The sequence below is a fragment of the Micromonospora sp. NPDC003776 genome (assembly GCF_053605645.1).
The window spans coordinates 1-13,004 of the sequence record NZ_JBSGJR010000132.1 but is presented as its reverse complement, the minus strand read 5'-3'; the positions used below and the strand labels follow the sequence as shown (position 1 = coordinate 13,004).

Below are 13,004 nucleotides of genomic sequence, written 5' to 3'. Positions count from 1 at the left end.
CTGACGCCGCTGGCGGCCAGCGACGCCGAGGACGAGCTGGCCGACTGGCTGGACGAGCACGGGGTACGCGGCGCCTGGGAGCTCGCCCCCACGCTGGTCGCCGCCGGCATCGACAGCGGCTGGCTGAGCCAGGTCGACGCCGCGGTCGGCGGCGACGACGTCGAGTCGGCGATCCGCTGGATCGCGTACCCATCGACACCGAGCTGCTGATGGGCGAGATCGACGACGCGGTGTCCCGGATCTCCGGCCTGGTCGGGGCGGCGAAGCAGTACTCCCAGCTGGACCGCGCGCCCTACCAGACCGTCGACGTCCACGACCTGCTCGACGCCACCCTGGTCATGCTCCAGGCGAAGATCCCGCCCGGGGTGCGGGTGGTGAAGGAGTACGCGGAGAACCTGCCGGCCATCCCCGCGTACGCCGCCGAGCTGAACCAGGTCTGGACCAACCTGATCGACAACGCGCTGGGCGCGATGGGCGGCACCGGCACGCTGACCATCCGGACCGCCCGCAAGGAGGACCGGCTGATCGTGGAGGTGCGGGACACCGGCAGCGGGATCCCGCCGGAGGTCCGGCCGCGCATCTTCGAGCCGTTCTTCACCAGCAAGCCGGTCGGCGAGGGCACCGGCCTCGGGCTGGACATCTCCTACCGCATCGTGGTCAACAAGCACCACGGCGACATCCGGGTGCAGTCGGAACCGGGGGACACCCGGTTCGTCGTGCTGCTGCCGGTCGCGCCGGCGTAGTCTCGGCCACCGGCGCCGCGGGTCACGGGCGCTCGACCCGGATGGGGTCGCCGCGGACGAGTTCGTCGTGGATGCGCCAGCGCGCGGTGGTGTCGGCCCGTCGCGCCGCCTCGTCGCCCTCCTCGATCCGCCGCCGCAGCAGGTCCAGGGCGATCCGGCGGTTCAGGCCGAACTGCCGCTCGGTGTCGACCACCACGACGAGTCCCGAGGGACGGTGGGTGGCCCGGACGGCCGTGCTGGCTTTGTTCCGGTGCTGCCCACCGGGACCGCCGGTCCGGCAGGCGACGAGGTCGACGTCCGTCTCCCGGAAGGGCGTGATCGGGGTGTCGACCGGGCACGGCCGGGCGACGACGTACCAGTTCTTCCGGCCGGTGGTCGGCCGGTAGGGGCTGGGCGCCTGCCAGCACAGCGTTCCGGTCCATCCGGCGGCGAACGTCGCGGCGTCGGGGCCGGTGATCCGGACCAGGACCGACCGGTAGGTGCGGGGCCGGTCGCCGGGCGTGCGCTGGGTGCGATGGACCGTCAGGCCGTGCCGGGCGGCGTCGGCCTCCAGCCGGTCCAGCAGCCGCGCCAGGGCCCAGGCGCACTCCTGCGGGCCGCGCCCGGCGGACAGGAGCAGGTGGACGGTCACGGCCGTCCCCGCCGGCGGCGGTCGTTGCGCCGGTCCGCCCGCGGCGCGGACCCGACGTCGGGTGTCTTGTAGGTGACCACCGGAACGGTGGTGGCGATCGGGGTGGCCAGGCCGTGGTCGACGAGGTCGCCGATCACCTGCTCGATGCGTTTGTAGGCCGACGGCGCCTCTTCGAAGAGCAGCTGCCGGTCGCCGCACACCACCAGCGACCCCGCCGGGGTGCGGCGCAGTTCCTCGACGGTGTGCTTGGCCCGGCCCCGGCGCAGCGCGTCGGCCCGGGACATCTTGCGGCCGGCGCCGTGCGCGACCGAGTGGTTGGCCTCGGGGCCGGCGTGGGCGGCCACCAGGTGGGAGGGGGTGCCGCGGGTGCCGGCGACCAGCACGTCCCGGCCGTCACCGGGCGCGGCGCCCTTGCGGTGCAGGTACACCCCGTCGCGGAGCTCGACCAGGTTGTGGCACTGGTCGACCACCGGCTCGGTCGGCTCGGCGCCGAGGGCGTGGGCGACCCGGGCGGCCAGCAGCCGCCGGTTGAGCGCGCCCCAGCGTACGGCCTCGTCGTGCCGGGCCAGGTAGGCGGCGGGATCGGCGGCCGGTCCCGCGCCGTGGGCCTCGGTGTGTGCCCGCAGGATCCGTTCGCCCAGGCCGCGGGAGCCACTGTGGACGACGAGCACCAGGTCGCCGGCGTGCAGCCCGAGGCGGCTCGCGTGCTCCGGTGCCGAGACGGTCCCGATCCGGGCCAGTTCGACGAAGTGGTTGCCCCGGCCGACCGTCCCGAGTCCCTGGACGTGGCCGGCCGGCACGTCGCCGGTCAGGGCCGCCCAGGCCGGGTCGTCGGCGTCCTCGTCGGGGTCCAGGGCGCGGTCGAGGTCGGGGAAGCGGGCGGCGAGCTTCTCCGGCACGGGTCGTTTGAGCGAGATCGGGAAGACGGCGATGCCGCAGCCGATGTCGGAGCCGACGAGGAACGGGTACAGCACGGTCGACGCCATGGCCGCGCCGATCGGGGCGCCCTTGCCGGGGTGCAGGTCCGGCATGCCGGCGACGTGGATCATGCCGTCGAGAGCGGCCACCTGGTGGCACTGCGCGACGGCAGCCGACTCGATCCAACTGGTCGGGGAGGCGAACACGGTGATGGTGGCCGGTGCGGAAGCCGGCCGGGAAAGGTGTGCGGACAAGACGCTCGCTTCTCGCGGAGAGGGGTGGGCGGACGGCAGGCGGCACCGGCCGGAGCCGGGGGCCTGGGCTGCATCGCGGTGCGGTCCGTCAGAACGTCATGGTCCGCACTCTTCCCGAGCCGGCCGTGGCCGGCAACCGACTTTCGGCGGCACCCGCACACGCCGGTCTGGTCGGGCGGGAGGGTCGCCGGCCGGTGTTCGCTGCGCGCCGGCGCCGTACCCCGGCCGGCGCGGCGCCCGCGTATCCTCCACGAGCACCGGTGTGCCGCGGCCCGGACCGGGTCCGGGCCGTGCTGCGCCGGGCGCGCCGGGTGCTGATGTCGGGCGGGGAGCGGGGGCGCGGGGCGTGGAGGGACAGCGCAGGTCGCCGCGGTGGCGGTGGGTGGCGGCCGGGCCGGCCGCGGCCGTCGCCGTGCTCGTCGTGGCGCCCGGTGGCGCGGCGGTGGCCGGCCCGTCCCCGCAGCCCTCGCCGGCCCACGGGTCGCCGGTCTGCCGGGTACGGGACGACCGGCTCACCGAGATCTCCGGGATGGCCGCCACGGAGACCGGGTTCGTGGTGGTCAACGACAGCGCCGACGAGGAACCCCGGCGGCGGATCTTCTTCCTGGACAGCCACTGCCGGGTGGTCCGGGCCGTGCGGTATCCCTCCCGGCCACGGGACACCGAGGACCTGGCAGTCGGGCCCGACGGCACGATCTGGATCGCCGACATCGGCGACAACGACCGCTCCCGGGAGACGGTCGCGGTCTGGAAGCTGGCGCGGGGCGCCGACCGGCCGGTGCTGTACCGGTTGAGCTACCCGGACGGGCCGCACGACGCGGAGGCGCTCCTGTTGACCGGCGACGGCCGGCCGCTCATCGTGACGAAACAGGGTGGCGCGGCCGGCGTCTACACCCCGATGCGGGCTCCGGTGCCCGGCGCGACGGTGCCGATGGCGCGGCGGGGGCAGGTGGCGCTGCCGGGCACGGACACCAGCAATCCCTTCGGTTTCCTCGGCCGCGCGGTGGTCACCGGGGCCGCCGCCGCGCCGGACGGGCGGCGGGTGGTCCTGCGCACCTACGCCGACGCGTTCGAGTTCGACGTCGCCGACGGGGACGTGGTCGCCGCGCTGACCACGGGAACGCCGCGGGTCGTCGCGCTGCCCGACGAGCCGCAGGGCGAGTCCGTCTGCTACTCCCCGGACGGCCGCTTCCTGTTCACGGTCTCGGAGACCGCCGGCCAGCCGGCCGGTACCCGGCCGACCATCCTGCGCTATCCGGCGCCGCCGCCGCCGACCGCGGCACCTCGGCCGACCGCCGCCGCGGCCGGGCCCCCGGCCGCCGCCGGATCGCCCCGCCCGCGGGATCTTCGCGGCGTGCTGGGGGTAGTGGCCCTGCTCGGGGTGGGGCTGGCCGGCGTGGGACTGGTCGGCATCGCCCGGTCCCGCCGCGAAAAGCGTTAGCCGGAGCGGCTCCTTCCCCGCCATGGCAACGTTGTTGCAGGTCACTGGCATCTGCCGCGTTGTCGCACCGGGGTCGGGCCGCATATCGTCGCCTCGCCACGGCACGGTTCCGTACCGGGTGAGGGGGAGCGGTGCACGACCACGACCACGGCCATGACCACGCCGACGACCACAGCCACGACCACCGTGGACGGCTCGCCGCCGGGTGGCGCGGGCTGCGCCATGTCGTGGTCCCGCACTCGCACGACTCCCGGGCCAAGGTCGACCCGGCGTTGGAGTCCTCCCGGGAGGGTCTACGGGCGTTGTGGATCTCGCTGGTCGGCCTGGGTGCCACCGCCCTGGCCCAGGCGGTCGTCGTGGTGCTGTCCGGGTCGGTCGCCCTGCTCGGGGACACCCTGCACAATGTCGCGGACGCGCTGACGGCCGTGCCCCTGGGGATCGCCTTCCTGATCGGCCGCCGGGCCGCCACCCGTGCCTACCCGTACGGCTACGGCCGGGCCGAGGACCTGGCCGGCATCGCCATCGTCGTGGTGATCGCCGCGTCCGCCGTCGCCGCCGCGTGGACGGCGGTCGACCGGCTGGTGCGCCCCGCCGCGATGGCCCACCTGCCGTGGGTGGCCGCCGCCGGTCTCGTCGGGTTCGTCGGCAACGAGCTGGTCGCCCGCTACCGTATCCGGGTCGGTCGCCGGATCGGCTCCGCCGCGCTGGTCGCCGACGGGCTGCACGCCCGGACCGACGGCTACACCTCGCTCGCGGTGCTGGCCGCCGCCGGCGGGGCCGCCCTCGGTTGGCGCTGGGCCGACCCGGCCGTCGGGCTGGTCATCGCGGTCGCGATCGCGTTCGTGCTGAAGGACGCCGCCCGCGAGGTCTACCGGCGGCTGATGGACGCGGTCGACCCGGAGCTGGTCGACCGGGCCGAGACCGCGCTCCGGGCCGTCGACGGGGTCCGGGACGTGGCCGGGGTACGGCTGCGCTGGATCGGTCACCGCCTGCACGCCGAGGCCGACCTCGTCGTCGACGCCACCCTCAGCCTGGTCGCCGCGCACGAGATCGCGGCCGACGCCGAACACCAGCTCACCCACGCCGTGCCGCGGCTGACCAGCGCCACCGTGCACACCGACCCGGACAGCCATCCCGGCGGGCACCACCACACCGACCTGTCCCACCGGCGCCGGAACCGGTAGTTCACCGCTCCGGGCGCCCGTCCCGGCACCGCGAGACCGCACACGATCCGGGAAGTAATGGCCTCGCGTCGCCCCCGGCACCACTCGATCCGCGATTGAGCGCGATCCGAGCGACGGAGCGGTCAGCCGGGGATCCGACGGATGGCCAGCAGGGCGATGTCGTCGGTGGGGTGTTCGGCGTCGAGGGTGGCCATGATCGTGTCGCACATCGCCTCGACCGGGCCCACCTCGATCGCGGCCGCCAGCCGGGTGACACCGGCGTCGAACAGTTCGCCCCGGCGTTCGACGAGTCCGTCGGTGTAGGACACGAGGACCGCCCCGGCGGGCAGGTCCACGGCCGTGGCCCGGCGTTCGCCGTCCCGCCGGGCGGTGCCCAGGGGCGGATCGACGGGTGCGGCGACCATGGCGGCCGGACGGCCGGGCGCGGCCAGGATCGGCCGGGGGTGTCCGGCCACGGACACCCGGACGGTGGCGCCGTCGGGCGAGATCATCGCGTACAGGGCGGTGGTCAGGCTGCCGGCCTCGAAGTGGACCACCTTGCGGTCGAGGAGGGTGAGGACCTGCGCCGGATCGGCGGAGACGAGGGCGTACGCCCGCAGGGCGCTGCGGACGCGGCCCATCACCACCGCCGACTGCAACCCGTGACCGGACACGTCACCGATGACCACGCCGAGCCAGCCGGAGGGTAGGCTGAAGACGTCGTACCAGTCGCCGCCGACCCCGGAGGCGTGCCCGGGGACGTACCGCCCGGCCATCTCCAGATTCGGCACCCGGGGGAAATCGGCGGGGATCAGGCTGCGCTGCAGGGCCAGGGCGGCCGAGTGGTCCAGGCTGTTCTCCCGCGCCCGGTTGGCCAGCCCGACATGGTCCGCGACCAGTTCCAGCAGGCGGACGTCGTCCTCGGTGAACCGGCGCGGGGTGAGGGTGCCGACGTGCAGCACCCCGACCAGCCGGCCCCGCGACAGCACCGGTACGCCGAGCAGGGAGCGGACCCCGGACTCCAACAGAACCGGGTTGACGACCCGCTCGGGCGTCACCTCGTCGACGATCACGGGTCGCCGGGTCATCGCGATCCGGCCGGCGAACCCGCGTCCGATCGAGACCCGGAAACCCTGGCGGACCTCCTCCTCCAGCCCCCTGGCCGCGGTGGCCACCAGCTGCCGGGCGCGTACGTCGAGCAGCAGGATGGCGGCGGTGTCGACCTGCAACAAATCGCGGACCCGGTCGAGGAGTTCGTCGAAGAGGTCGGCGGCGTCGAGGCGCGAGAGCGTGGCACCGGTCGCCGCGTCGATGCGGCGTAACCGCTGCTCATCTCGCTGGCGCTCGACGTGGGTCACCCCCGGATCCTAGTTGCCCGGCCGGAACTTTTCGCTGGCACGCGGGCCTCGTCGGCGCCCGGCACGGGTAACCGGCACCCGCCACACCTCGACAGACGCGGGTCGTGACCGGCGCATCACGCGCGGTAGCGGCCGTTCCCGTCCGCGTGGGCGGGTGTCCAGACTTTCCGGAAGGCAGGTGGAAGGGCCGGTCAGGGGTGGGTGGCGGCGCTGTCCCGCACCACCAGCTCGGTGGCCAGCTCGACCCGGGGGGACTCGATCTGCTCGCCCTGTGACAGCCGCAGCGCCGTACGGGCGGCGAGCCGCCCCATCTCGACCAGCGGCTGCCGCACGGTGGTCAGTGGCGGCGACGCCCAGCGGGCCTCGGGCAGGTCGTCGAAGCCGACCACGCTGACGTCGTCGGCGACCCGCAGCCCACGGCGGCGGATCGCCTCGTAGACGCCGAAGGCCATCTGGTCGCTGGCCGCGAAGATCGCGGTGGGCGGGTCGGCGAGCTCCAGCAGGGCGGTCCCGGCGGCGAAGCCGGCCGAGTGGTAGAAGTCGCCCGGCTGCACGAGCCGGTCGTCCAGCGGCACGCCGGCCCGCTCCAGCGCGGCCCGGTAGCCGTCCAGCCGGGCCCGGCTGCACAGCAGGTGGGTCGGTCCGGCCACGAACCCGATCCGCCGGTGCCCGAGTTCCAGCAGGTGCTCGGTGGCGGCGAGGCCGCCGGCCCAGTTGGTGGCGCCGATGGTCGGCACCTCGGTGGCCGGCACCCCGGCCGGGTCGACCACCACCACGGGCACGTTGAGCCGGCGCAGCTGGGCGTGCACCGGGGGGCTCAGGTGCGAGGTGACCACGATGACCCCGTCGGAGGCCCGGGAGCGCAGGTTCTGCAGCCACTGCCGGGTCGAGGTGGACTCGCGGTGGATCGCCGAGACGACGGTGCCGACCCCGGTCGCGTGGCAGACGTCCTCCACGCCCCGGATGATCTCCACCGCCCAGGGGCTGTCCAGGTCGGGGAAGACCAGGTCGAGCAGCCCGGCGCGGCGCACCGCGCGGCTGCCGCGCCGCCGGTAGCCGTGGTGGCGCAGCAGCTCCTCGACGCGTTCCCGGGTGTCGGGGGCGACGTCTGAGCGCCCGTTGAGCACCCGGGAGACGGTGGGCACCGAGACTCCGGCCTCCTGCGCGATCGCGGTGATGGTCACCCTGCGTTCGTCGTCCGCCTTCACCCGTGTCTCCTCCGCCCGGTCGTCCCGCCCCACGGCCATCTTGCCGTACCGGCGGAGGGTTGACGACGCGCCCGGCCGGCCCTGGGTTCCGGGATGTTCCGGCCCGTTTCCGGAAAGCGGCCGGACGGCCGACCGCTGCGCCGAGGCCCGGGACCGCGACGGCACCGTCTGGTAGACACGGCAGGGTGGGGACCGGGAGACGAGCTGCCACCGTCCTGGCCGTGCTGGCCACGGCGCTCGCCGCCGGCTGCCAGCAGCCCGCGCCCCGCCCGCACCCGTCGCCCTCGTCGTCGCCGTCGCCCTCCGTGACCGGCCCGCGCGCCCCGGCCGACTTCGTCGACCTGACCGCCGTCGACCCGAGCGTCCGGACCGACATCCGGTACGCCACCGCGCACAACTTCGTCGGCCGGCCGGTCACCGGCTACGCGGAGCCGCGCTGCCTGCTCACCCGGCGGGCGGCGGAGGCGCTGCACCGGGTGCAGGCCGCCGCGCTCGCCCAGCACCGCAGCCTCAAGGTGTACGACTGCTACCGCCCGCAGCGGGCGGTGGACGACTTCGTGGCCTGGGCGAAGCTCCCCGGCGAGCAGCAGATGAAGGGCGAGTTCTATCCCGGCGAGCCGAAGGACCGGCTCTTCACCGACGGCTACATCGGCGCGCCGACCGCGCACAGCCGGGGCAGCACCCTGGACCTCACCCTGGTCCCGGTGCCCACTCCCGACCAGCCGGCGTACGCGCCGGGGCAGCCGCTGGTGGCCTGCACCGCGCCCGCCGGCCAACGGTTCCCCGACAACTCGATCGACATGGGCACCGGCTTCGACTGCTTCGACCCGCGTGCGCACACCGCCGACCCGCGGATCACCGGGGCCGCGCGGGACAACCGCGAGCTGCTGAAACGGTTGATGAGAGCGCAGGGCTTCGAGAACTACGCCCGCGAATGGTGGCACTACCGCTACCTCGACGAGCCGTATCCGAAGACGTACTTCGACTTTCCGGTGGCCGGCTCGTCGCTGCGGTGAGCGCCGCCCCGGCGGGGAGCGGCGCCCACCGGCGGCGTCAGAGGATGCCGCGGGCGGCGAAGGCGGCCCGGGTCGCGGTCGCGGCCTGGGTGCCGTAGAGCCGCTGGGCGGCGGCCACGGTGGCCAGCGCGGCGTCGCGGAACGTGGTGTCCTTGGCGAAGTCGAACTGGGCGTCCACGATCAGCGTGGTGGCCTTGCGGTCACCGAGCGCGCTGCGGATGTCCCACAGCGCCCGGGACCAGATCTCCCCGTCGGCGTGGACCTCACCGCGCAGGTCGGTCGGGTACACCTTGGTGCCGTCGAGGCGGCGCAGGCAGTGCGGGACGGTACGGGTGTAGGAGACGGAATCCCAGTCGGCCACGCAGGCCTCCGGGGTCTTCGTCGGAACGCCGGTGGCCCAGCTGGTCACCGCGACCGCCAGGTAGTCGCCGAACGCCTCGCCGATCGCGCCGGACTCCAGCGTGGTGCCGAAGCCGGGCACCTGGCCGTCCTGCACCGAGTGGCCGTACTCGTGGACGATCACCTCGGCGTCCTCGGCGTCGTCGACCCCGCCCTTGCCGAGGGTGATGTTGGCCTTGTCCTCGCGGAAGAACGAGTTGTCGCCGCCGTACTGGTCGATGCGCAGCTCGATCTGCCGCTGGTTGACCGGGCGCAGCGTGCTGCCGAAGCCGAGCGACTGCAGGTACGCCTGGGCGGTGTTCACCCAGTGGTAGCCCATCACCTGCTCGAACTGGTCGGCGTCGCGGTGCCAGGCCGGGTAGGCGCCGTCCACCGCCAGGGCGGCGTTGCCGGTGCTGCTCTTGACCACCACGTACCTGCCGGTGAGGGTGCCGGAGCCGTCCAGGTTGGTCAGCAGCACCGACCGGTACGCGCCGGCCAGTGCCGGGTAGTCGGCGTCCTTCTGGTCGGTCAGCGACTCGTCGCCGAGCTGCTGCACGGGGTTGGGGGCGAAGACCGTCGCGGTGGCGGTGTGGTCGTAGGTCCCGCCGGCCGCCTGGACGGTCGTGCCGCCGGCGACCAGCGCCGCGGTGACCGCCGAGGCGACCAGCGCGGAACGTCGGATGTGGGGGTGCATCATGATCCCTTCGGAGGTGGATCGATCCGCCGAGACTAAGCTCCCCGTCGAGCACTGCCAAGCATCGACGAGCTGGCCAGCCGGCCCGCAGGGGAGGAACAGTCGTGGAGACCGAACGGATCGGCCCGCCGCTTCAGGGCGGGGAGCGGGAGATGCTGCGCGCCTTCCTCGACTTCCACCGGGCCACGCTGGAGCTCAAGTGCGACGGGCTGACCGACGACCAGCTGCGCCGGCAGTCCTCCCCGCCGTCGGCGCTGTCCCTGCTCGGCCTGGTCCGGCACATGGCCGAGGTGGAACGCCAGTGGTTCCGGCGCGTGATCAACCAGGAGGACCTTCCGCTGGTCTGGTCGGACAGCTTCGACTTCCAGGAGGCGTACGACGCGCGCGACGCCGACGCCTCGGAGGCGTTCGAGGCGTGGCGGCGGGAGGTCGAGCACGCCCGGCGGATCGAGCGCGAGGCCGAGTCGCTCGACGTCACCGGCTGGAACGCGCGCTGGGAGGAGGACGTCTCCCTGCGCCTGGTGATGCTGCACATGATGCACGAGTACGCCCGCCACAACGGCCACGCGGACTTCCTCCGCGAGGCCATCGACGGCACCGTCGGCGTCTGAGGGCGGCGGACCCGCGCCGGTTGTCCGATGCGCGACGCCGTCGGCGCCGGCCCTTGACCGGCCGGGTCCACCGGCTGATTCTCGACGCATGGCGTCGCCGACCACGGACCGGCCGGAGCTGCTGGTCCACGCGGAGCGTCGGCGTGCTGCGCTGACCGAGCTGTACCGGCGGTTGCACCGCCACCCGGAGTTGGGCCTGCACCTGCCGCACACCCAGGCGGCCGTGCTCGACGCGCTGCGGCCGCTGCCCCTTCAGGTGCGTACCGGCACCACGTCCAGCGCCGTGGTGGCCCGGCTGGCCGGCCGGGGCGACGCGCCGCCGGTGCTGCTGCGCGCCGACATGGACGCGCTGCCGTTGACCGAGCGCACCGGCCTGCCGTACGCCTCGACGGTGGCCGGGGCCATGCACGCCTGCGGGCACGACGCGCACACCGCCATGCTGGTGGAGGCCGCCCACCTGATCGCGGCCGCCGATCCCGGCCCACCCGGCGACGTGATCCTGCTGTTCCAGCCCGGCGAGGAGGGCCACGACGGCTGCCGTACGGTGCTGGCCGACGGCCTGCTCGACGGCGCGTTCGCGCCCGCCCGCGCGTACGCCCTGCACCAGTTCCCGGGGCTGCCGTCGGGTTCGCTCGCCACCCGGCCGGGGGCGCTGCTGGCCGGCGCGGACGCCCTCACCGTCACCGTCCGCGGCGCGGGCGGCCACGTGGGCCTGCCGCATCTGGGCGCCGACCCGGTGCCGGTGCTCTGCGCCGTCGTGCTGGCCGTGCAGCAGATGATCACCCGCCGGTTCGACGTCTTCGACCCGGTGGTGGTCACGATCAACCGCCTCGATGCCGGGGTCCCCGGTGCCGGGATCATCCCGGACACCGCGACCGCGCAGGGCACCGTGCGGACGTTCAGCGACGCCGCCCGGGCCCGGGTGGCCGGGACGCTCGGCGAGGTGGCCGCCGGGGTGGCCGCGGCGCACGGCTGCACCGCCGAGGTACGCCTCGACCCGGGCTACCCGCCCACCGTCAACGACCCGGCCGAGGCGCGCTGGGCGCTGGCCACAGTGGCCGCCACCCTCGGCGCGGACCGGGCCGTGGAGCTGGCCACCCCGATGCCGGCCAGCGAGGACTTCGCGTACCTGCTGCGACGCACGCCCGGCGCGATGCTGATCCTGGGCACCCGCCCGGCGGACGGCCCGGTCGCGCCGGTGCACTCGCCGCAGATGCGGCTCGACGAGTCCGCGCTGACCGCGGGCGTCGCCACCCTCGCCGCCCTCGCCCTCACGCCCCGCTGACCCGCGGGCGGGACGGAGGTCCCGCCCGGCGGTCCCTTCGGCCCTGCCCGCCGACCTTCCACAAGAGAAGCGTGGAAGGAGAAATCGGCGTGAGGAGGAGCCATGAAGGCACTCGTGTACGGCGGGCCAGGCGAGAAGTCCTGGTCCGAAATTCCCGATCCCACCATCGCCGGCCCCCGCGACGCGATCGTCCGGGTCGACGCGGTCACCATCTGCGGGACCGACCTGCACATCCTCGGCGGCGACGTGCCCGAGGTGCCGGCCGGCCGCGTGCTCGGCCACGAGGCGGTGGGCACGGTCGTCGCGGTCGGCGGCGGCGTCGGCAACCTGAAGGAGGGCGACCGCGTCCTCGCCTCCTGCATCTCCGCGTGCGGCGTCTGCCGCTACTGCCGTGAGGGCGCCTACGGGCAGTGCCTCGGCGGGGGCGGCTGGATCCTCGGCCACACCGTCGACGGTGTGCAGGCCGAGTACGCCCGCATCCCGTTCGCCGACCTGTCCACCTACCGGCTGCCCGAGCAGGTGTCCGACGAGGCCGCCGTGCTGCTGGCCGACATCCTGCCCACCTCGTACGAGGTCGGCGTGCTCAACGGCCACGTGCGCCCCGGCGACACGGTCGCGGTGGTCGGCACCGGCCCGATCGGGCTGGCCGCCATCCAGACCGCGAAGCTCTACTCGCCGACCCACATCGTCGCCGTCGACAAGGCACAGAGCCGGCTGGACGCGGCGAAGCGGTTCGGCGCGGACCTGACCGTGCTCGCCGACGACGACCCGCTGGCGGTGGTCCGCGAGGTCACCGGCGGGCTCGGCGCGGACGTGGTGATCGAGGCGGTCGGCACCCCGGCCACCTTCGAACTCTGCACCACCCTGGTACGGGCCGGAGGCCGGGTCGCCAACATCGGTGTGCACGGCAAGCCGGCCACCCTGCACCTGGAGCGGCTGTGGATCCGCGACGTCACCATCACCACCCGCCTGGTCGACACCCGGACCACCCCGACGCTGCTGAACATGCTGGTCGCCGGCCAGCTCGACACGGCGCACATGGTGACCCACCGGTTCGCCCTGGACCAGATCATGGAGGCGTACGACGTCTTCTCCCGTCCGGCGGAGACCGGCGCCCTCAAGGTCGTGCTGACCCGCCGGTGACGAAGGACGGTGCCCGATGAGTGGACGGACCGCGCGCACCCTCGGTGGCCTGGCCGTCATGGCGGCCGCCGCGCTGGTGGCCTACCCGGTGCCGCTGCGCCGCTGGTACCGCGCCTGGCGGACCCGCGGCTGACCCCCGGCTCACCCCGCCGCACCCA

At 74.5% G+C, this 13,004-nt stretch carries 12 protein-coding genes and 1 pseudogene; 8 read left to right on the top strand and 5 right to left on the bottom strand.

All coding sequences use genetic code 11. The annotated features are described in order from the left end of the window. A pseudogene (locus ACWEVO_RS13865) lies at window positions 1-210 on the top strand (histidine kinase); the annotation flags it as partial. Beyond that, the gene (locus tag ACWEVO_RS13860) at window positions 210-743 is read left to right on the top strand and encodes a sensor histidine kinase (protein WP_452307895.1); all 534 of its coding nucleotides are present in this window, start codon (window positions 210-212) and stop codon (window positions 741-743) included. The pseudogene ACWEVO_RS13865 and the gene ACWEVO_RS13860, both read left to right, overlap by 1 nt. A gap of 22 nt (window positions 744-765) precedes the next feature. On the opposite strand, the gene prfH is transcribed toward ACWEVO_RS13860, so the two are convergent. Beyond that, window positions 766-1,374, bottom strand: coding sequence for a peptide chain release factor H (prfH, locus tag ACWEVO_RS13855; RefSeq protein ID WP_452307894.1), 609 nt, complete (start codon window positions 1,372-1,374; stop codon window positions 766-768). Further along, the gene (locus ACWEVO_RS13850; protein ID WP_452307893.1) at window positions 1,371-2,546 is read right to left on the bottom strand and encodes an RNA ligase RtcB family protein; all 1,176 of its coding nucleotides are present in this window, start codon (window positions 2,544-2,546) and stop codon (window positions 1,371-1,373) included. The genes prfH and ACWEVO_RS13850 overlap by 4 nt, the downstream gene beginning before the upstream one ends. Before the next feature lie 382 nt (window positions 2,547-2,928). On the opposite strand from ACWEVO_RS13850, the gene ACWEVO_RS13845 reads away from it, so the two are divergent. Next, window positions 2,929-3,987 (top strand): hypothetical protein, encoded by a 1,059-nt coding sequence (locus ACWEVO_RS13845; RefSeq protein WP_452307892.1) that lies wholly within the window; start codon window positions 2,929-2,931, stop codon window positions 3,985-3,987. 131 nt (window positions 3,988-4,118) lie between these two features. After that, a complete protein-coding gene (locus tag ACWEVO_RS13840; protein WP_452307891.1) occupies window positions 4,119-5,171 on the top strand; it encodes a cation diffusion facilitator family transporter in 1,053 nt (350 codons plus the stop codon). A 122-nt stretch (window positions 5,172-5,293) separates the two neighbouring features. Here the strand turns inward: ACWEVO_RS13840 and ACWEVO_RS13835 are convergent, their stop codons facing one another. Then, window positions 5,294-6,508, bottom strand: a complete 1,215-nt coding sequence (locus ACWEVO_RS13835) for a PP2C family protein-serine/threonine phosphatase (RefSeq protein WP_452307890.1) — start codon at window positions 6,506-6,508, stop codon at window positions 5,294-5,296. 191 nt (window positions 6,509-6,699) lie between these two features. Beyond that, complete coding sequence (locus ACWEVO_RS13830; protein WP_452307889.1) at window positions 6,700-7,716, bottom strand: LacI family DNA-binding transcriptional regulator; 1,017 nt, start codon at window positions 7,714-7,716, stop codon at window positions 6,700-6,702. Between the two features lie 215 nt (window positions 7,717-7,931). On the opposite strand from ACWEVO_RS13830, the gene ACWEVO_RS13825 reads away from it, so the two are divergent. Continuing rightward, on the top strand, window positions 7,932-8,732 hold the full coding sequence (locus ACWEVO_RS13825; RefSeq protein WP_452307896.1) for a M15 family metallopeptidase: 801 nt from the start codon (window positions 7,932-7,934) through the stop codon (window positions 8,730-8,732). Between the two features lie 37 nt (window positions 8,733-8,769). On the opposite strand, the gene ACWEVO_RS13820 is transcribed toward ACWEVO_RS13825, so the two are convergent. Next, a complete protein-coding gene (locus ACWEVO_RS13820; protein ID WP_452307888.1) occupies window positions 8,770-9,807 on the bottom strand; it encodes a M4 family metallopeptidase in 1,038 nt (345 codons plus the stop codon). 104 nt (window positions 9,808-9,911) lie between these two features. Here ACWEVO_RS13820 and ACWEVO_RS13815 point away from each other — a divergent pair, with 104 nt between their 5' ends. The 3 genes from ACWEVO_RS13815 (at window position 9,912) to ACWEVO_RS13805 (ending at window position 12,846) form a co-directional block, all read left to right on the top strand. Next, the gene (locus ACWEVO_RS13815; protein ID WP_452307887.1) at window positions 9,912-10,418 is read left to right on the top strand and encodes a DinB family protein; all 507 of its coding nucleotides are present in this window, start codon (window positions 9,912-9,914) and stop codon (window positions 10,416-10,418) included. Window positions 10,419-10,506: 88 nt separating this feature from the next. After that, window positions 10,507-11,703, top strand: coding sequence for a M20 metallopeptidase family protein (locus ACWEVO_RS13810; protein ID WP_452307886.1), 1,197 nt, complete (start codon window positions 10,507-10,509; stop codon window positions 11,701-11,703). A 102-nt stretch (window positions 11,704-11,805) separates the two neighbouring features. Next, window positions 11,806-12,846: a zinc-binding dehydrogenase gene (locus ACWEVO_RS13805; RefSeq protein ID WP_452307885.1), complete on the top strand. Its 1,041-nt coding sequence runs from the start codon at window positions 11,806-11,808 to the stop codon at window positions 12,844-12,846. Window positions 12,847-13,004: the final 158 nt, after the last annotated feature.

What these genes read in the sequence shown, in the direction of transcription:
- ACWEVO_RS13820 (WP_452307888.1), bottom strand. Translation starts at nt 9,807, where the DNA reads ATGCACCCCCACATCCGACGTTCCGCGCTGGTCGCCTCGGCGGTCACC.
- ACWEVO_RS13860 (WP_452307895.1), top strand. Translation starts at nt 210, where the DNA reads ATGGGCGAGATCGACGACGCGGTGTCCCGGATCTCCGGCCTGGTCGGG.
- ACWEVO_RS13810 (WP_452307886.1), top strand. Translation starts at nt 10,507, where the DNA reads ATGGCGTCGCCGACCACGGACCGGCCGGAGCTGCTGGTCCACGCGGAG.
- ACWEVO_RS13805 (WP_452307885.1), top strand. Translation starts at nt 11,806, where the DNA reads ATGAAGGCACTCGTGTACGGCGGGCCAGGCGAGAAGTCCTGGTCCGAA.